Raw genomic sequence first — 19336 nt, forward strand, 5'->3', positions numbered from 1 at the left:
GAGTGCAGACTAGGAGGGCGGCATGACACTTCGTTGACGCCCAGATAACAGATTGATGAAAAAAAGGGCCCAGGGGCCCTTTTTCATCCGTCATCCCGAAAAAGTCAGTTCAGGGCACCGCGCAGGCCGTTTTCCATCAGGCGGCAGTTGTGGGCCGCGAGGCGGCTCATGAAGTGCTCGTCCACCGTCAGACCAAACACCTGTTCGTAGAGATCCTTCATCACGAAAGGCTGCCACATCATGCTGAGGAAGGAGATCTTCAGCATCTCGGGGTCCAGGTTGTCCGCCAGCTGGCCGTTGGAGCGCATGGATTCGAGCAGGGCATCGAACTGGGGAAGTTGGCGATCCAGCAGGCGGCTCAGCACAAAATCACGCCCCGGGCTCTTTTCAGTGGACAATGCGCTGGAGATGGCGGAAGTCAGCTCGCTGTTGGGCGCCATCACCTGATAGTAGGTGTTGAGCAGATCGGTCAGGCTGCGGTTGCTGCTCTCGTCGTGCCAGGCTTGCTCGAGGGGCTCGGCCACATCCCCCAGCACCGCCTTGTAGAGGCCTTCCTTGCTGCCGAAGTAGTAGTGGATCATCGCCAGATTGGAGCCTGCCAGCTCGGCAATCTCGCGGGTCGTCACCTTGCTGTAGGGGGTGTTGAGAAAACGTTCGCGTGCGGCGGCAAGCAGCTTGTCACGAATGTCGGAACGTCCGACTGGACGGCCAGGTCTGCGTTTTTCCATGGAATACCTCAGATAATTCAGCAAGGGCTGATAAGTCGATCTGATTGTGCGGGTGATCGAGTACAGCAGGAATGACCAGATAATCAGGCATGAACCGAATATGGAACAAGAGAATTTGCACTCCTTTACAATCCGATTAAATAAACCAGTGGATTGAACCTGTCCATTCCGGTTGACACAGCATAAAAATCTCGTTATTGGTAGTAGCGTTATCGACTGGAAGGATTGAGACATCATGCGTATTGCCGCTCCGCTACTACTGCTCTCCCTAATCGCGACTCCTCGCGCGGGATCCTTGTAGCCGGGCTAAGGCATAGCCGGAATTTACAGAAACCCGTGCACCCCGCACGGGTTTTTTTATGCCATGCAGGATGCACGCAGCGAACTTAGGAAGAGGGAAGTCACATGTCAGATCGGGTCATCATATTCGACACCACCTTGCGTGATGGTGAGCAGGCGCTGTCGGCCAGCTTGACGGTCAAGGAGAAGCTGCAGATCGCCCAGGCGCTGGAACGGCTCGGTGTCGATATCATGGAAGTGGGTTTCCCCGTCTCCTCCCCCGGCGATTTTCAATCGGTTCAGACCATCGCCCGCCACATCAAGAACAGCCGGGTCTGCGCCCTGGCTCGCGCCCTGCAAAAAGACATCGATGCCGCCGGCGAAGCCTTGAAAGTGGCAGAGGCGTTTCGCATCCATACCTTCATCTCCACCTCCTCCATCCACGTGGAGAGCAAGCTGAAAAAGAGCTTCGAAGACGTGCTGGAGATGGGGGTCGGCGCCATCAAGCACGCCTTGCGCTACACCGATGACGTGGAGTTCTCCTGCGAAGATGCGGGCCGCACCCCGATAGACAACCTGTGCCGCATGGTGGAAGCCGCCATCAAGGCAGGCGCCCGCACCATCAACATTCCTGACACCGTGGGCTACACGGTGCCGACCGAATTCTCCGGTATCATCCACACCCTGTTCAACCGGGTACCCAACATCGACAAGGCCATCATCTCGGTGCACTGCCACGACGATCTGGGCCTCTCGGTGGCCAACTCCATCAGTGCCGTGCAGATGGGGGCCCGCCAGATCGAGTGCACCATCAACGGCATCGGCGAGCGTGCTGGCAACTGCTCTCTGGAAGAGGTCGCGATGATCCTGAAGACCCGCGCCGACCTGCTCGGGGTACACACCAACATTCGCCACAGCGAGATCCACCGCACCAGCACCCTCGTCAGTCAAATCTGCAACATGCCGGTGCAGCCCAACAAGGCCATCGTCGGCGCCAACGCCTTCTCCCACAGCTCAGGCATCCATCAGGACGGCGTGCTCAAGGCGAAGAACACCTATGAAATCATCACCCCCGAGAGCATCGGTCTCACCCAGAACAACCTCAACATGACCTCCCGCTCCGGCCGCCACGTCATCAAGCACCGGATGGAGTCCATGGGCTACGCCGAGAGCAGCTACGACCTCGACGATCTCTACGCCAAGTTCCTCACCCTGGCAGACAAGAAGGGCCAGGTGTTCGACTACGACCTGGAGGCCCTCGCCTTCTTCAGCCAGATCCACGAGGAGCCCGAGCACTTCAAGCTGGAGTACCTCGGCGTGCAGAGCGGCAGCTCGGTGCTCGCCACCGCCTCGGTCAAGCTCAAGGTAGGCCAGGATCTGGTGTGCGAGGCCGCCACCGGCAACGGCCCGGTGGATGCGGTCTACCAGTGCATCAACCGCATCACCGGCTACGAGATCCGCATCGACAAATACGAACTCAAGGGCAAGGGCGAGGGCAAGAACGCCCTCGGCCAGGTGGACATCGTCGCCGAGTACAAAGGGCGCAAGTTCCACGGCATGGGGCTGGCCACCGACATCATCGAATCCTCGGCCCAGGCCCTGGTCCACGTGATCAACAGCATCTGGCGCGCGGATCAGGTGGCCGAGCAGATGGAGCGCAACCACACCATCAAATCGGAAACCGTCTGAGCCCGCCGCCGGACAAGATGACAGCATGACATGGGGAGGACCGGGGCCAGGGCAGTGGCCCGGACCGGCCTCCCGGATGAAACGGAATCACACTATCAAGACGGAGAGAGTATGAGCAGTTATCGGATCGCAGTATTGCCGGGTGACGGCATTGGCCCGGAAGTGATGGCAGAGGCCATCAAGGTACTGGAAAAGGTGCAGACCAAATTCGGCTTCTCCCTCGACTATGACCGTCACGACGTCGGCGGCATCGCCATCGACAACCACGGCACACCGCTGCCCCAGAGCACGATCAAAGGCTGCGAAGCGGCCGATGCGGTGCTGTTCGGATCGGTGGGTGGCCCCAAGTGGGAGCACCTGCCGCCCAACGATCAGCCGGAGCGCGGTGCCCTGCTGCCCCTGCGTGCCCACTTCAAACTGTTCTGCAACCTGCGCCCGGCCCGCATCTACACCGGTCTGGAGCAGTTCTCCCCGCTGCGTGCCGACATCTCCGATCGCGGCTTCGACATCGCCTGCGTACGCGAGCTGACCGGCGGCATCTATTTCGGCCAGCCCAAGGGGCGTGAAGGGGAAGGCGCCACCGAGAAGGCCTTCGACACCGAGGTGTACCACCGCTTCGAGATCGAGCGCATCGCCAAGATAGCGTTTGAATCGGCCCGGGTGCGCAAGGCCAGGGTCACCTCCATCGACAAGGCCAACGTGCTCGCCTCCTCCATCCTGTGGCGCGAGGTGGTGACCGAGGTCGCCAAGTCCTACCCGGACGTGGCCCTGAACCACATGTACATCGACAACGCCACCATGCAGCTCATCAAGGATCCGTCCCAGTTCGACGTGCTGCTCTGCTCCAACCTGTTCGGTGACATCCTCTCCGACGAGTGCGCCATGATCACTGGCTCCATGGGGCTGCTCCCCTCCGCCAGCCTCAACGAATCCGGCTTCGGTCTGTTCGAGCCGGCCGGTGGCTCGGCCCCGGATATCGCCGGCAAGGGGATTGCGAATCCCATCGCCCAGATCCTCTCCGCCGCCCTGATGCTGCGTTACAGTCTCGGCCAGGAAGCCGCCGCCCAGGCCATCGAGCAGGCCGTGGCCCAGACCCTGGCAGAAGGCTATTTCACCGCCGACCTGCATCAGGCCAGCGCCACGCACCCGGTGCAGAGCACGGCCGACATGGGCAGCCAGATCGCCGCGCGCATCTGACCCCACGGCATCGATAACAAGGAAACCGAGCAATGTCCAAGACCCTCTATCAGAAAGTGTTCGACGCCCACGTGGTGCGGGAAGTGGAAGGGGAAACCCCTCTCATCTACATCGACCGTCATCTGGTGCATGAAGTGACCAGCCCCCAGGCATTCGACGGCCTGCGCGCCATGAACCGCCAGCTACGTCGCCCGGATCTGACCTGGGCCACCATGGATCACAACGTCTCCACCACCACCAAGGACATCGCCGCCTCCGGCGAGATGGCCCGCATCCAGATGGAGACACTCGCCGCCAACTGCAAGGCGTTCGGGGTTCGTCTCTATGACTTGAACCACAAGTACCAGGGCATCGTCCACGTGATGGGCCCCGAGCTCGGCATCACATTGCCCGGCACCACCATCGTCTGCGGTGACTCCCACACCGCCACCCACGGCGCCTTCGGGTCGCTCGCGTTCGGTATCGGCACCTCCGAAGTGGAACACGTGATGGCCACCCAGACCCTGAAACAGGGCCGCGCCAGGACCATGCGTATCTCTGTCAACGGCAAGCTGGCCGCAGGCATCAGCGCCAAAGACGTGGTGCTCGCCATCATCGGCAAGGTGGGTCACGCAGGCGGGACCGGCTACGTGGTGGAGTTCGCCGGTGAAGCCATCGAGGGGCTCACCATGGAAGGGCGCATGACGGTGTGCAACATGGCCATCGAGCTCGGCGCCAAAGCGGGCATGATTGCCCCCGACCAGACCACCATCGACTACATCCGTGGCAAGGAGTTCGCTCCCAAGGGGGAGGCGCTGGAACAAGCCATCGCCTACTGGCTGACCCTCAAGAGCGACGAAGGTGCCCACTTCGACGCCGAAGTGGTGCTGGACGCCGCCGACATCGCCCCGCAAGTGACCTGGGGCACCAACCCGGGCCAGGTGATTGCCGTCAATGAGCCCATCCCTGCCCCGGAATCCTTCGCCGATCCGGTGGAGCAGCAGTCCGCCCGCAAGGCCCTCGCCTACATGGACCTGCAACCGGGCCAGAAGCTCTCCGACGTGGCCATCGACAAGGTGTTCATAGGTTCGTGCACCAACAGCCGCATCGAGGATCTGCGCGCTGCCGCCGCCATCGCCCGTGGCCGCAAGGTCGCCGCCGGGGTACAGGCTCTGGTGGTGCCGGGCTCCGAGCAGGTGAAGGCCCAGGCCGAGGCCGAGGGGCTGGACAAGATCTTCATCGAGGCAGGCTTTGAGTGGCGTTTGCCCGGCTGCTCCATGTGTCTGGCCATGAACAACGACCGGCTGCAACCGGGGGAGCGCTGCGCCTCCACCAGCAACCGCAACTTCGAGGGGCGTCAGGGTCGTGCCGGCCGCACCCACCTGGTGAGCCCGGCCATGGCCGCCGCCGCCGCCGTCACCGGCCGCTTCGCCGATATTCGCGCACTGTAAGAGGAAACAGCGATGACAGGATTCAAACAGCATAAAGGGATCGTCGTTCCCCTCGACAGCGCCAACGTCGACACCGACGCCATCATTCCCAAGCAGTTCCTGCAGAAGGTGAACCGTATCGGCTTTGGCAAGCACCTGTTCCACGACTGGCGCTTCCTGGACGATGCAGGGGAGCAGCCCAACCCGGAGTTCGTGCTCAACCAGCCGCAGTTCGCCGGTGCCAGCATCCTGCTGGCCCGCGAGAACTTCGGCTGCGGCTCGAGTCGTGAGCACGCCCCCTGGGCGCTGGCGGACTACGGCTTCAAGACCATGATCGCTCCGAGCTTTGCCGACATCTTCTACGGCAACGCCATCAACAACGGCATGGTGCCGGTTCGTCTGAAAGAGGAGGAGGTCGACGCCCTGTTCCAGCTGGTCGCCGCCCAGCCGGGTATCGAGATCGAAGTGGATCTGGAGGCCAACCAGGTGCGTGCAGGCAGCCTCATGTTCGGCTTCGAAATCGACGAGTTCCGTCGCTACTGTCTGCTCAACGGGCTGGATGCCATCGGTCTGACCCTGCAGCACGAGGCCGCCATCAGCGCCTTCGAGGCGAAGCAGCCAAGCTGGATTTGACGAGCCTGCGACAAAAAAGCGAGTAGAATCAACAGGGAGCCAAGGCTCCCTGTTTTATTGTCGGGTCGCTGTACAAAGCCCGCCACCTCTGCATGTCCGACAGGAGACACCCATGTCCGCAAGGGGCGCCCTTTCATTGCTCTGCCTGCTGCTCAGCCTCCCGGCCCTGGGCGGGCAGACCTCTTTCACCAACAGTGGCGGTCAGCTCAACGTCGGCTGGCAGGACAGGGAGGGCAAGGCGCAGCAGCTCAGCTACCGGCTGGAGGCGGGCAAGCTGCCCCCTCTCATCGCTTACCGTCCGGCCAGGATGCAGGAAGACGTACTGCAAAGCCTGCTGCAACAGGCCCCCCTGGCGTTCCCCGAGGTGCAGTTCTCCCTCGTTCGCCCCGCCATGAGCCTCAGCATCAAGAGCCGCAACGCCAACAAGGCGCGGGAAGCCTCCCAATGGGTCAAGCCCGAGCAGGCCAAACTGGAGGCTGCCTGGCTCACGCAGCACTACTTCCAGCCCTTCACTGCCCCCGACGGCGCTCCCGCCATCAAGCAGGATCATGTGCGCATCGCCCTGGAGAGCCGGGACGAACTGGCCCCGTTGATGGAGCAGCTCAAGCAGGAAGGGGCCACCGAGACCGAGGCGCGCCAGAAGACGGTGGCCCACATGCTCGACTTCATCCAGGCCATCCCCTATCAACTGCTCGACAGCCAGTCGGGCCGCTCTGGCAAGGGGTTTCTGAGCCCGCGCCAGGTGCTGGAGCAGAACCGGGGGGATTGCGACAGCAAGGTGACCCTGATGGCCGCCCTGCTGGCCCAGGGGTATCCCGATCTCAAGCAGGCCATGGTGTTCGTGCCGGGACACGCCCTGCTGGGGGTGGCCTTGCCAGCCAAACCGGGGGAAGCCACCTTGAGCCGGGCGGGGGAGACCTACCTCCTGATGGAGCCGACCGGCCCGGCCCAGCTGCCCATGGGCCAGCTCGCGCCCACCAGCAAAACGCTGGTCGACAGCGGCCAGTTGAGCGTACAGCCGGTGCAGGATGAGGGGAAATGAGACAGGCCAGCCCATGGCTGGCCTGTCTCGAGGAGGACGGGCGCCCGGGTCTCAGGTGAGGGAGAGAAACTCCAGCGCCAGCAGGAGACCGTCTTCTTCCTCCAGCACCCGCACGATGCGGGCCTGGGCCTCGAAGGGAGGCAGAAGATTGCTGCTGGTCGCCAGGCTCACCCGGATGGGCTGGGCCAGATCGAACGCGTGCTTGTTCACCTCGACGCCCATGCCGTTGGCGCTGAGATCCCGGCAGACCCCCTCCAGCACCTGCTGATGCTGGAACAGGGTGACGGGGGCATTGATGACCATGCGCTGGAAGGCACGTCTTTCCTTGGTGCTGGTGATCACTGGGGACTTCCTCCTTGGTGGTGGCTCGCACGATGCGGCCCGTGAAACATAGTGCTGGCCTCCCCCCAGGAACGCCAATACAATGCGATGCGTTGCTCAAACGGGGTGCGGTTTACCGCTGAGATTATACCCGTGAACCTGATCCAGATAATGCTGGCGGAGGAATTTGAGGCATGGCGCGCGTTTTTTGTGCCCTCATCCGCCGGCGCTCACCACACGCGAGGTGCCATTGATGAGCACCCCGACATCCACAGGAGTGCCATTGATGAAGACCCTGCTGCTGATCGCCACCAGCCTGCTCTCTGCCCAGGCGTTTGCCGCCGACACCCTCACCGTCTACACCTACGGCTCCTTCGCCGCCGAATGGGGGCCGGGCCCCAAGATCAAGCAGGCCTTCGAGAAGGAGTGCGGCTGCACCCTCAATCTGGTACCCCTCGAGGATGGCGTCGCCATCCTCAACCGGCTGCGGCTGGAAGGCCAGCACAGCAAGGCCGACATGGTGCTGGGGCTGGACGATGCTCTCATCAGCGAGGCCAAGCAGAGCGGCCTGTTCGCCCCCCATGCCACCAGGCTCGATGGCCTCAAGGTACCGGGTGGCTGGCAAGACGACACCTTTGTCCCCTATGACTACGGCTACTTCGCCTTCGTCTATGACAGCAACAAGCTCAAGCAGCCCCCCAAGAGCCTGAAGGAGCTGGTGGCGCGCCCCGATATCAAGGTGATCTATCAGGATCCCCGCACCTCCACCCCGGGTCAGGGCCTGATGCTCTGGATGAAGTCGGTCTACGGGGATGAGGCACCGACCGCCTGGGCGCAACTGGCCAAAAAGACGGTCACCGTCACCAAGGGGTGGTCAGAGGCCTACGGCATGTTCCTCGACGGCGAGGCGGACATGGTGCTCTCCTACACCACCTCCCCCGCCTATCACCTGGTCGCCGAGAGCAAGCCCCAGTACCGGGCGGCCGCGTTCGAGGAGGGGCACTACCGCCAGGTGGAAGTAGCGGCCAAGCTCAAGGGCGCCACACAGGGCAAACTGGCTGACCAGTTCCTGCAATTCATGGTGAGCCCCGCCTTCCAGAACGAGATCCCCGGCGGCAACTGGATGTATCCGGTGACAGACGTGGTGCTGCCCAAGGGGTTCGAACAGATGATCACCGTAGCGAAGCCGCTCACCTTCAGCTCTGACGAGGTGGCCGCCAACCGCAAGGGATGGATCCGCGAATGGCTGCAAGCCGTCACCCAGTGAGTTCAGGTCGTCGTTCCCTCTGGTGGCTGCCCGGCAGTGCAGCCACCCTGGTCATCCTGCTGCTCTCCATTGGGCCGCTGGTCGCCCTGTTGTGGCAGGCGGGGACCCTCTCCCCCCGCGCCCTGCTAGGCGATCCCTACCTGCGCCACGTGCTGGGTTTCAGCCTCTGGCAGGCACTGCTCTCCACCCTGCTGAGCCTGGGGCTTGCCATCCCGGTGGCCAGGGCCCTGGCGCGACGCCGTTTCACCGGACGCCGCCTGCTGCTCAAGCTCTTCGGCCTCTCCCTGGTGTTGCCGGTCATCATCGCCATCTTCGGCATGGTGGCGGTGCACGGTCGCCAGGGCTGGCTGCCGCAACTGCTGCACGGCCTGGGCATGGATCCCGGCAACTATCTCTACGGCCTGTTCGGCATCCTGCTGGCCCATGTCTTCTTCAACATGCCGCTGGCCGCCCGCCTCATCCTGCAGAGCATAGAGAGCATCCCCGAGTCCTCCTGGCGCCTCGCCAGCCAGCTCGGCATGCGCTCCTCCCACATCTTCCGGCTGCTGGAGTGGCCGCTCATCCGCGGCATCTTGCCGGGGCTCGCCAGCCTCATCTTCATGCTCTGCTTCACCAGCTTCACCACAGTGCTGGCGCTCGGGGGCGGCCCCAAGTCCACCACACTGGAGGTGGCTGTCTACCAGGCGCTGCGCTTTGACTTCGATCTCGCCACCGCTGGCGGGCTCGCCCTGGTGCAACTGCTGCTGACCCTGGCCCTGCTCCTGCTGCAACACAAGCTGCAGACCACCCCGGCCAGTCGCCTCACCAGCCGTCGCCCCTGCCTGCGTCCCGACAGACACCAGAAGGGCAGCGCTCTGGTGGATGGCCTGGCCCTGACCATGGGGCTCGCCATCTTCCTGCCGCCCCTGCTGGCCATCGTGGTCGCCGGGTTCAACCCCGGTCTGCTGGCGGCGCTCGGCTCACCCCGGCTGTGGCAGGCAGGGGGGCAGTCCCTGGGCATAGCCCTGGCGGCGGGCTCCCTGGCCACTTTGCTCGGCGCCGGGCTGCTGCTCACCAGCCGGCATCTGAGGGTGCGGGATCGCAAACGGCGGGCCGCCGCCCTGTGGGAGGCCAGCGGCTCCATGATCCTGATGATCCCGGCGGTGGTGCTCTCCACCGGCCTCTTCATCCTGTTCATGCCCTTCACCGACGTCTTTGCCCTGGGCCCCTGGCTGGTGGTGCTAGTCAACGCGCTGATGGCGCTGCCCTATGTGCTGCGCACCCTCTCGGCCCCCATGCAACTGGTGGTGCGCCAGTACGATAGGCTGGCGGACAGCCTGGGGGTGCGCGGCCTGCATCGCCTGCGCCTGGTGGAGTGGCCCCTGCTGCGCCGTCCGCTGGCCCTGGCCATGGCGCTCTCGATGATATTGTCCCTCGGGGATCTCGGGGCCATCGCCATGTTCGGCAGCCAGACCCTCACTACCCTGCCCTGGCTGCTCTATCAGCAGCTCGGCAGCTACCGGCTGACCGAGGCGGCCGCCACCGCCCTGCTGCTGCTCACCCTCTGCTTCTCCCTGTTCTGGCTGGTGGAGCGGGGACTGGGAGGCAGGCATGTGGATCACTGATCCCCGGCGGCATTGCCGCCTCCCCGCCCCCAGGATCCGGCCGGGCACGTCCCTGGAGCGCCCCTTGGGGCAGTCACTCACGCTGCCTTTCATCAATTTTTCTTACTTGTTGTTCTATAAAACGACATTCAGGAGCCAAACATGCTGGTAATTGAGGAACTGGTCACCAGTTATCCCGACTGGCAGGTGACCTTCAGTGCGACCTTGCCCAAGGGGGAGATCACCGCCCTCATCGGTCCGAGCGGCGCCGGCAAGTCCACCCTGCTCGGCATGATCGCGGGCTTCGTGCCGGTGGAGTCGGGCACCCTCACCTTCGACGGCCAGGATCTGCTGTCACTGGGCCCCGCCGAGCGCCCGGTCACCACCCTGTTCCAGGATCACAACCTCTTCCTGCACCTGTCGGTGTTCGACAACATCGCCATCGGCCTGCATCCCGGCCTGCGCTTGAATCCGGCCCAGAAAAGGCAGGTGCAGGAGGCCGCTGACAAGGTGGGCCTGGGGGAGATGCTGACGCGCCTGCCGGAGCAGCTCTCCGGCGGCCAGCAGCAGCGGGTGGGGCTGGCCCGCGCCCTGGTGCGGGGCAGGCCGCTGCTGCTGCTGGACGAGCCCTTCTCGGCCCTCGATCCGGCCCTGCGGCGGGAGATGTTGGCGGAGGTCGCCCGCCTCGCCTGCGAGCAGGGCATCACCGTGCTGATGGTCTCTCACAACCCGGAGGATGCCCAGCTCATCGCCGATCAGGTGCTCTTCATCGACGCGGGGCGCATCGCCTTGCAGGGCAAGCCGGATATCCTGCACAGCAGCGATCACCCGGGGCTGCTGCGCTACCTGGGCCGCGCTCTGTCGCCACAGTGAAGGGCTGACAAGCTGATGGTCTCTCCCTGTCGTTCCCAGGACGATGCCCAGCTCATCGCCGATCAGGTGCTCTTCATCGACGCAGGACCCATCGCCTTGCAGGGCAAGCCGGATATCCTGCACAGCAGCGATCACCCGGGGCTGCTGCGCTACCTGGGCCGACCGAGAGAGGCATGAGATAGGCGGGATCAAAAAAGGGGAAGCCGTCCGGCTTCCCCTTTCTCATGCAGAGATCCCGTCAAATCAGAGATTTTCCTCGGCGAACGAAGCCAGCCGGCTGCGCACCACCCCGTTCAGGAAGATGTTGGCACTGCCGTCGAAATCCTTGAACCGCTCGACGATGTAAGTCAGACCCGAGGTCACCGGGCTCAGGTAGTTGGAGTCTATTTGAGCCAGGTTGCCGGAGCAGACGATCTTGGTCCCCTCCCCGCAGCGGGTGATGATGGTCTTGATCTGGGACGCGGTCAGGTTCTGGCACTCGTCCAGCAGCACGAAGGTGTTCTGGATGCTGCGCCCGCGCATGAAGTTGACCGATTTGAACTGGATGTTGGCCTTCTCCATGATGTAGCTGAGGGACCCGCTCATGTTCTCGTCCTGCTTGTGCAGCACCTCCAGAGTGTCGGTGACCGCCGCCAGCCAGGGCATCATCTTCTCTTCTTCGGTGCCGGGCAGGAAGCCGATGCTCTCGGCAATTTCCGGGGTATTGCGGGTGACGATCACCTTCTCGTAGATCCCCTTCTCGATCACCAGCTCCAGCGCCGCCGCCATGGCGAGCAGGGTCTTGCCGCAGCCCGCCGGGCCGGTCAGGATCACCAGGTCGATGTGCGGATCCAGCAGGGCATCCAGCGCCATGCCCTGATACACGTTCTTGGGATGCACCCCCCAGGCCTTGCGGGACATCAGCCGCTCGCGGCCGAGATCTTTCAGGCGGATCTTGTTGCCGTCGTGGCTCAGCACCCGCGCGGCAAAGAAGTTCTCCTCGTCCAGCAGGTACTGGTTGACGTGGACTCCCTCCAGCAGGTTGGCATCGATGACGTGGACCGTATCGCGGCCATGGGTTTCGCTGTCGCACTCACCGACCCGCTCCCAGAAGCTGCCGGGCACCACCTGGAAGCCCTTGGCGAGCAGGCGGATGTCGTCGATGAGCTGGTCGCTGCGGTAATCCTCCACATGGGCAAGACCTGCTCCCTTGGCCTTGAGGCGCATGTTGATGTCTTTGGTGACCAGCACCACCTGACGCTTCATCTCGTGCTTTTGCAGGTAGAGGGCGGCGTTGATGATGCGGTTGTCCGCCTCCTTGTCGGTGAACACCTCGGCATCCTGGGGCAGATGGTGGTCGCTGAAGATGGAGATACGGCCGCTCGCCTCGCCGGCCAGCGCCACCCCTTGCACTATCTGCTCCGGAGTCGCATCGCGGAACACATCTTCCAGGGCACGGATGGCGATGCGGGCATCACGGCTGACGTCTTTCTGGCGATCCTTGATGTTGTCGAGCTCTTCGAGCACCGTCATGGGGATGAGCACGTCGTGCTCTTTGAAGGAGTAGATGGCGAGGGGTTCGTGAAGCAGAACGTTGGTATCCAGGATAAACAGCTTTCGGTCCGTGTTGTCCATAAGCATCCTCCTTGGCACTGAAGGTGCCACGTGTGTGAATCTCAGATGTCATTGAAACCACACGGCCGTGACAGTTTTATTACCCCCAACGCTACGCCCGAATTTACCGGTGCGCAACAAATCGCTGCCATCATGGGCGTCGTTCGAACATAAAATCAGCAACGAAAAGGCCGGCATGTCGCCGGCCTTTGGTGGCAATCAGCCCCTCAACCGCACTTGGAATCCCCGCAGTTGAGACAGGTCATGCAGCCATCCTTTTGCACCAGCGCCTTGGTGTGGCACTTGTAGCAGAGCGCGGCACTGGGTGGGAAACCGCTGCCCGCCGGCTGCTCTTCTGCCTGCAATTGCGCCTGCTTCTCGGCCAGGAACGCCTGCTGGTGCTCGTCCAGCCCGGGTACCTTGAGCATGCCGATCTCGGTGAGATGGGTTTCGATCACGTTGCCAATTTCGGCGATGAGCGAAGGCACGTACTTGCCCTTGTTCCAGTACCCCCCCTTGGGATCGAACACGGAGCGCAACTCCTCCACCAGAAAGGTGACGTCCCCTCCCTTGCGAAACACCGCCGAGATGATGCGGGTCAGCGCCACTATCCACTGATAGTGCTCCAGGCTCTTGGAGTTGATGAAGATCTCGAACGGGCGCCGGGTCTCGTGCACCGTGCCCTCGTTGAGAATGATGTCGTTGATGGTGATGAACAGCGAGTGCTCGGAGACATGCTCCGGCGTCTTCAACTTGTAGGTGGTACCCATCAACCGTTCCGGGCGCAGCACGGTTTCATGCATGTGCACCACGTCATCCTGGGGCGCCGGCGCATCTTGCGGCTCATCCCGGTTTTTTACCTTGTAGGCGACGATTTTTCTGTCGATCTTCTTGACCATGTCTCGTCCTCAGAACTTGCCGTAATAGCCTTCTTTCAAGGCGTCATAGAGGTTGGCGGCGGCGTGCAGCTCGCCATCGTATTCGATCTCCTCGTTCCCCTTCGCCGTGATGACGGTGCCATCTTCCAGGGTAAACTCGTAACTGGTGTTCTCCAGATCCTTCTCCTTCACCAGCACGCCCTGGAAGGCGGCCGGGTTGAAGCGGAAGGTGGTACAGCCCTTGAGGCCGGAGTCCGAGGCATAGAGGTAGATATCCTTGAACTGCTCGAACGGAAAATCGGTCGGCACGTTGGCGGTCTTGGAGATGGAGGAGTCAATCCAGCGCTGGGCCGCCGCCTGGATATCCACGTGCCCGGTCGGCGTGATGTCGTCCGCGGTGATGAAGTAATCCGGCAGGCGGCTACCCTCCTCCTCGGCATAGGGCATGGCGGCCGGGTTCACCAGCTCGCGATAGGCCAGCAGCTCGAAGGAGTAGACATCCACGCTCTCCTTGCTCTTCTTGCCCGGTTTGATGACATTGCGGCTGTAGTGGTGGGCAAAGCTCGGCTCGATGCCGTTGCTGGCGTTGTTGGCGAGCGACAGAGAGATGGTACCGGTCGGCGCTATGCTGCTGTGGTGGGTGAAGCGTCCGCCCACCTCGGCCAGCTCGGCCACCAGAGCGGGATCCACTTCGGCCACCTGCTGCATATAGCGGCTGTAGCGGGCATGCAACACCTTGCCCTTCACCTTGTCGCCGAGCTTGATGCCATCTGCCGCCATTTCGGGACGCAGACGCAGCATCTTGCCGGTGACTTCGAACTCCTGCTCCATGATGGGGGCGGGCCCCTTCTCCTTCGCCAGACGCAGAGACTCCTGCCAGCCGGTCATCGCCAGCTCCTGGGAGACCTGTTCGGTGAAGGCGACGGAGGCCGCAGAGCCGTACTTGATGCGCAGCATGGTGAGGGTCGAGCCCAGCCCCAGGAAGCCCATACCGTGGCGACGCTTGGCGGTGATCTCCTCGCGCTGCTTGGCCAGCGGCAGCTGGTTTATCTCCACCACGTTGTCGAGCATGCGGGTGAAGATGGCCACCACCTTGCGAAACGCTGGCCAGTCGAAGGCGGCCTGCTCGGTGAAAGGATCGCGCACGAAGGTGGTCAGGTTGACCGAGCCCAGCAGACAGGCCCCATAGGGCGGCAGAGGCTGTTCACCGCAGGGGTTGGTGGCACGGATCTCTTCGCAGAACCAGTTGTTGTTCATCTGGTTCACCTTGTCGATCAGGATGAAACCGGGCTCCGCATAGTCGTAGGTAGAGGTCATGATGACGTTCCACAGCTTGCGCGCGGGCAGGGTCTTGTAGACCTTGCAGGCCACCTGGCCCAGCTCGTTGATCACCACACCCTCCTTGTTGGGCCAGTCCGCCCAGACCACCCTCGCTGGGTCATCCAGCGCGATGCCATCCTGCTCCACCTCCTTGGCGGTGTAGGGGAAGATCAGTTGCCAGGGTGCATCCTCTTTCACCGCACTGACGAACTCTTCGGTGATGAGCAGGGAGAGGTTGAATTGACGCAGGCGACCATCCTCCCGCTTGGCCTGGATGAACTCGATGACATCGGGGTGACGGATATCCATGGTGCCCATCTGGGCGCCACGACGGCCACCGGCAGAGGAGACGGTAAAGCACATCTTGTCGTAGATATCCATGAAGGAGAGCGGCCCGGAGGTATAGGCCCCCGCTCCCGAAACGAAGGCTCCGCGCGGTCGCAGGGTCGAGAAGTCGTAACCGATGCCGCAACCCGCCTTCAGGGTCAGCCCCGCCTCGTGCACCTTGCCGAGGATATCGTCCATCGAATCCTCGATGGTGCCGGAGACGGTGCAGTTGATGGTGGAGGTCGCCGGCTTGTGCTCAAACGCCCCGGCTTTGGAGGTGATACGGCCCGCCGGAATGGCACCATTGCGCAGGGCCCACAGGAAGGGTTCATACCAGGTGTCGGGTTCGCGCTCCTGCGCAGCCAGCGCGCGAGCGACACGCTGGTAGGTCTCGTCGATGGAGCCGTCGATGGGTGCGCCATCCTTGCTCTTGAGACGATACTTGCTGTCCCAGATCTCGAGAGACGTCTCCTGCAGAGGGATCTGGCGGCTGGCGGTGACGCCCTCCTGTACCGGAATGGATTTAGCCATGGTCAATCAACCTCCTGTGAATGGGGTAATATCGTGACAAAAATACTACCAGTAGTGAATTTAAGAACTCAAAGCACAATATATTGTGCTTTATCCGTCATAAGGGCGCCGATTCTATCCTAAAAAAATGCCCCGGCCAGCAGATTTCTGGGCCAGGGCATTTAACCGGTTCAATTTCCGAGAGATTTAAAGCGAGAGACTATCTCAGGGTTTCTTGACGTATACGCTCGGTGTCTCACCCGCCATATTCAGATAGAACTCGTAGACGCCATCCGCCTCGGGCGAGAACTTCATGTCCTCATACTTGGAGCACGGGTTGACCGGTACAGGTTCCCCGCCGAGCACGGCAACGCCATCGCTCGGGCTCTTGTAACCGAAGTTGGTGCCACAACTCCAGCCGGAGTCGGCAAACTTGAACTTGTAAGGAGCCCACTCTTTCTTGAGCGTCCCCTTGGCCATGTAGAGCTTGTCGGCAACCTTGACGACCTTGCTTTCGTCGGTGGCCATCCAGTCGTTCATCTCACCACGCAGGTAGATGGACTTGCCACCGAAGTCGCTGTTGTCCGCCGCTGCCTGCTCTGCACCACCATTGGATGCGCAACCGCCTAATACCAGGGTTCCCGCCGCCAGCATCATCGTTACTGTTCTTTTGAACATGTGTCCATTCCTCAAATTATTGTGATTCCTTGGTCCATCGATGTGGACCCGGGAATTAAACCAGAGCAGGCATGACAAGAAAGGTAGAAGCATCACATTCTGTGCTTTTTATATCCAGAATGCAGGCTTTCGAATAGATATTGAGCAGATACAGGCCACAAACAACCCGATATTGGCTGGGATGATGAATGCGAGTATCAGAAAACACGGCGGGAGACCGCACCATAGTGCCCGTTTGCCCTCCAGTGAGTGCTGAATTTCAGGCAATAAAAAACCCCGCTCGAGTGAGCGGGGTTTCTTGTATTGGGTGCCTGGCAGTGTCCTACTCTCGCATGGCGAATGCCACACTACCATCGGCGCTACAGCGTTTCACTTCTGAGTTCGGCATGGGGTCAGGTGGTTCCACTGCGCTATTGCCGCCAGGCAAAATCTTCAATCTGAGAAAGCTGATGTAAGTAATTCGTTCATTCGCTACAAGGCCAGAAACACTTCTTGGGTGTTGTATGGTTAAGCCTCACGGGTAATTAGTATGGGTTAGCTCAACGTATCGCTACGCTTACACACCCCACCTATCAACGTTGTGGTCTCCAACGGCCCTTTAGGACCCTCAAGGGGTCAGGGATGACTCATCTCAGGGCTCGCTTCCCGCTTAGATGCTTTCAGCGGTTATCGATTCCGAACTTAGCTACCGGGCAGTGCCACTGGCGTGACAACCCGAACACCAGAGGTTCGTTCACTCCGGTCCTCTCGTACTAGGAGCAACTCCCTTCAATCATCCAACGCCCACGGCAGATAGGGACCGAACTGTCTCACGACGTTCTGAACCCAGCTCGCGTACCACTTTAAATGGCGAACAGCCATACCCTTGGGACCGACTTCAGCCCCAGGATGTGATGAGCCGACATCGAGGTGCCAAACACCGCCGTCGATATGAACTCTTGGGCGGTATCAGCCTGTTATCCCCGGAGTACCTTTTATCCGTTGAGCGATGGCCCTTCCATTCAGAACCACCGGATCACTATGACCTACTTTCGTACCTGCTCGACCTGTCCGTCTCGCAGTTAAGCTGGCTTATGCCATTGCACTAACCTCCTGATGTCCGACCAGGATTAGCCAACCTTCGTGCTCCTCCGTTACTCTTTGGGAGGAGACCGCCCCAGTCAAACTACCCACCAGGCACTGTCCGCGAGCCCGATTCAGGGCCCTGCGTTAGAACATCAAACATACAAGGGTGGTATTTCAAGGACGGCTCCAGCGCAACTGGCGTCACGCCTTCAAAGCCTCCCACCTATCCTACACATGTAGGTTCAATGTTCAGTGCCAAGCTGTAGTAAAGGTTCACGGGGTCTTTCCGTCTAGCCGCGGGTACACCGCATCTTCACGGCGAATTCGATTTCACTGAGTCTCGGGTGGAGACAGCATGGCCATGGTTACACCATTCGTGCAGGTCGGAACTTACCCGACAAGGAATTTCGCTACCTTAGGACCGTTATAGTTACGGCCGCCGTTTACCGGGGCTTCGATCAAGAGCTTCGCTTGCGCTAACCCCATCAATTAACCTTCCGGCACCGGGCAGGTGTCACACCCTATACGTCCACTTTCGTGTTTGCAGAGTGCTGTGTTTTTGATAAACAGTCCCAGCCATCTGGTCACTGCGACTCCCGACAGCTCCATCCGCAAGGGACTTCACCATCAAGAGCGAACCTTCTCCCGAAGTTACGGTTCTATTTTGCCTAGTTCCTTCACCCGAGTTCTCTCAAGCGCCTTGGTATTCTCTACCCGACCACCTGTGTCGGTTTGGGGTACGATGACTTGTAATCTGAAGCTTAGAGGCTTTTCCTGGAAGCAGGGCATCAATGGCTTCCGCACCGTGGTGCGTTCGTCTCGTGTCTCAGTGTTGTGTCTCCGGATTTGCCTAAAAACACCACCTACGCACTTTCACCAGGACAACCGTCGCCTGGCCCACCTAGCCTTCTCCGTCCCCCCATCGCAATTACAAGTCGTGCAGGAATATTAACCTGCTTCCCATCGATTACGCCTTTCGGCCTCACCTTAGGGGTCGACTCACCCTGCCCCGATTAACGTTGGACAGGAACCCTTGGTCTTCCGGCGAGGAGGCTTTTCACCCCCTTTATCGTTACTTACGTCAGCATTCGCACTTCTGATATCTCCAGCATACCTCTCGATACACCTTCGCAGACTTACAGAACGCTCCCCTACCACTCACGCTTAGCGTGAATCCGCGGCTTCGGTGCCTGGTTTGAGCCCCGTTACATCTTCCGCGCAGGCCGACTCGACTAGTGAGCTATTACGCTTTCTTTAAATGATGGCTGCTTCTAAGCCAACATCCTAGCTGTCTGAGCCTTCCCACATCGTTTCCCACTTAACCAGAACTTTGGGACCTTAGCCGGCGGTCTGGGTTGTTTCCCTCTTCACGACGGACGTTAGCACCCGCCGTGTGTCTCCCGGATAGTACTTACTGGTATTCGGAGTTTGCATGGGGTTGGTAAGTCGGGATGACCCCCTAGCCCAAACAGTGCTCTACCCCCAGTAGTATTCGTCCGAGGCGCTACCTAAATAGCTTTCGGGGAGAACCAGCTATCTCCGAGTTTGATTGGCCTTTCACCCCCAGCCACAGGTCATCCCCTAACTTTGCAACGTTAGTGGGTTCGGTCCTCCAGTTGATGTTACTCAACCTTCAACCTGCCCATGGCTAGATCACCCGGTTTCGGGTCTACACCTTGCAACTAGACGCCCAGTTAAGACTCGGTTTCCCTACGGCTCCCCTATACGGTTAACCTCGCTACAAAATGTAAGTCGCTGACCCATTATACAAAAGGTACGCAGTCACCCCGAAGGGCTCCCACTGCTTGTACGTACACGGTTTCAGGTTCTATTTCACTCCCCTCACAGGGGTTCTTTTCGCCTTTCCCTCACGGTACTGGTTCACTATCGGTCAGTCAGGAGTATTTAGCCTTGGAGGATGGTCCCCCCATATTCAGACAGGAT

The 19336-nt window shown here is 60.9% G+C and carries 15 protein-coding genes, 2 rRNA genes and 1 riboswitch (1 of these 18 running past the window's edge); of the genes, 9 read left to right on the forward strand and 8 right to left on the reverse strand.

All coding sequences use genetic code 11. The features are described 5' to 3' along the window. Positions 1-104 precede the first annotated feature (104 nt). A complete protein-coding gene (locus I6L32_RS02905) occupies positions 105-728 on the reverse strand; it encodes a TetR/AcrR family transcriptional regulator (protein ID WP_010673155.1) in 624 nt (207 codons plus the stop codon). 405 nt (positions 729-1133) lie between these two features. Here I6L32_RS02905 and leuA point away from each other — a divergent pair, with 405 nt between their 5' ends. The 5 genes from leuA (at position 1134) to I6L32_RS02930 (ending at position 6977) form a co-directional block, all read left to right on the forward strand. Next, positions 1134-2696 (forward strand): 2-isopropylmalate synthase, encoded by a 1563-nt coding sequence (leuA, locus tag I6L32_RS02910; protein WP_010673154.1) that lies wholly within the window; start codon positions 1134-1136, stop codon positions 2694-2696. 111 nt (positions 2697-2807) lie between these two features. After that, entirely contained in the window at positions 2808-3893 is a 1086-nt protein-coding gene (leuB, locus tag I6L32_RS02915) for a 3-isopropylmalate dehydrogenase (protein WP_041211114.1), read from the forward strand. 32 nt (positions 3894-3925) lie between these two features. Further along, positions 3926-5323, forward strand: coding sequence for a 3-isopropylmalate dehydratase large subunit (leuC, locus tag I6L32_RS02920; protein WP_041211113.1), 1398 nt, complete (start codon positions 3926-3928; stop codon positions 5321-5323). Between the two features lie 12 nt (positions 5324-5335). Then, positions 5336-5935, forward strand: coding sequence for a 3-isopropylmalate dehydratase small subunit (gene leuD / locus I6L32_RS02925; protein WP_216944665.1), 600 nt, complete (start codon positions 5336-5338; stop codon positions 5933-5935). 112 nt (positions 5936-6047) lie between these two features. Beyond that, positions 6048-6977 carry a hypothetical protein gene (locus tag I6L32_RS02930; protein ID WP_049637128.1) on the forward strand — a complete coding sequence of 310 codons (930 nt, stop codon included), beginning with the start codon at positions 6048-6050 and terminating at the stop codon, positions 6975-6977. Between the two features lie 51 nt (positions 6978-7028). On the opposite strand, the gene I6L32_RS02935 is transcribed toward I6L32_RS02930, so the two are convergent. After that, positions 7029-7319: a PilZ domain-containing protein gene (locus I6L32_RS02935; protein WP_039041182.1), complete on the reverse strand. Its 291-nt coding sequence runs from the start codon at positions 7317-7319 to the stop codon at positions 7029-7031. 91 nt (positions 7320-7410) lie between these two features. Further along, positions 7411-7501, forward strand: a riboswitch (TPP riboswitch). 83 nt (positions 7502-7584) lie between these two features. On the opposite strand from I6L32_RS02935, the gene thiB reads away from it, so the two are divergent. The 4 genes from thiB (at position 7585) to I6L32_RS02955 (ending at position 11198) form a co-directional block, all read left to right on the forward strand. After that, positions 7585-8565 (forward strand): thiamine ABC transporter substrate binding subunit, encoded by a 981-nt coding sequence (thiB, locus tag I6L32_RS02940; protein ID WP_049637129.1) that lies wholly within the window; start codon positions 7585-7587, stop codon positions 8563-8565. After that, a complete protein-coding gene (thiP, locus tag I6L32_RS02945) occupies positions 8541-10169 on the forward strand; it encodes a thiamine/thiamine pyrophosphate ABC transporter permease (RefSeq protein ID WP_049637130.1) in 1629 nt (542 codons plus the stop codon). The genes thiB and thiP overlap by 25 nt, the downstream gene beginning before the upstream one ends. Positions 10170-10310: 141 nt before the next feature. Further along, on the forward strand, positions 10311-11021 hold the full coding sequence (thiQ, locus tag I6L32_RS02950; protein ID WP_210600697.1) for a thiamine ABC transporter ATP-binding protein: 711 nt from the start codon (positions 10311-10313) through the stop codon (positions 11019-11021). 15 nt (positions 11022-11036) lie between these two features. Next, positions 11037-11198, forward strand: coding sequence for a hypothetical protein (locus tag I6L32_RS02955; RefSeq protein ID WP_167418737.1), 162 nt, complete (start codon positions 11037-11039; stop codon positions 11196-11198). Between the two features lie 66 nt (positions 11199-11264). Here I6L32_RS02955 and I6L32_RS02960 read toward each other — a convergent pair whose 3' ends face one another. From I6L32_RS02960 to I6L32_RS02985, 6 genes are all read right to left on the reverse strand, one after another. Then, a complete protein-coding gene (locus I6L32_RS02960; RefSeq protein WP_010673145.1) occupies positions 11265-12635 on the reverse strand; it encodes a PhoH family protein in 1371 nt (456 codons plus the stop codon). A 206-nt stretch (positions 12636-12841) separates the two neighbouring features. Then, on the reverse strand, positions 12842-13513 hold the full coding sequence (locus I6L32_RS02965; RefSeq protein WP_216944666.1) for an NrdJb: 672 nt from the start codon (positions 13511-13513) through the stop codon (positions 12842-12844). 9 nt (positions 13514-13522) lie between these two features. Next, the gene (locus tag I6L32_RS02970) at positions 13523-15670 is read right to left on the reverse strand and encodes an adenosylcobalamin-dependent ribonucleoside-diphosphate reductase (protein WP_216944667.1); all 2148 of its coding nucleotides are present in this window, start codon (positions 15668-15670) and stop codon (positions 13523-13525) included. 204 nt (positions 15671-15874) lie between these two features. Then, the gene (locus tag I6L32_RS02975) at positions 15875-16327 is read right to left on the reverse strand and encodes a pullulanase (protein WP_029313820.1); all 453 of its coding nucleotides are present in this window, start codon (positions 16325-16327) and stop codon (positions 15875-15877) included. 309 nt (positions 16328-16636) lie between these two features. Further along, positions 16637-16751, reverse strand: a 5S ribosomal RNA gene (gene rrf / locus I6L32_RS02980). Positions 16752-16830: 79 nt separating this feature from the next. Next, a 23S ribosomal RNA gene (locus I6L32_RS02985) occupies positions 16831-19336 on the reverse strand (it continues 383 nt past the right edge of the window).

Source organism: Aeromonas sp. FDAARGOS 1402 (assembly GCF_019046925.1).
In the GTDB taxonomy this organism is placed as follows: domain Bacteria; phylum Pseudomonadota; class Gammaproteobacteria; order Enterobacterales; family Aeromonadaceae; genus Aeromonas; species Aeromonas caviae.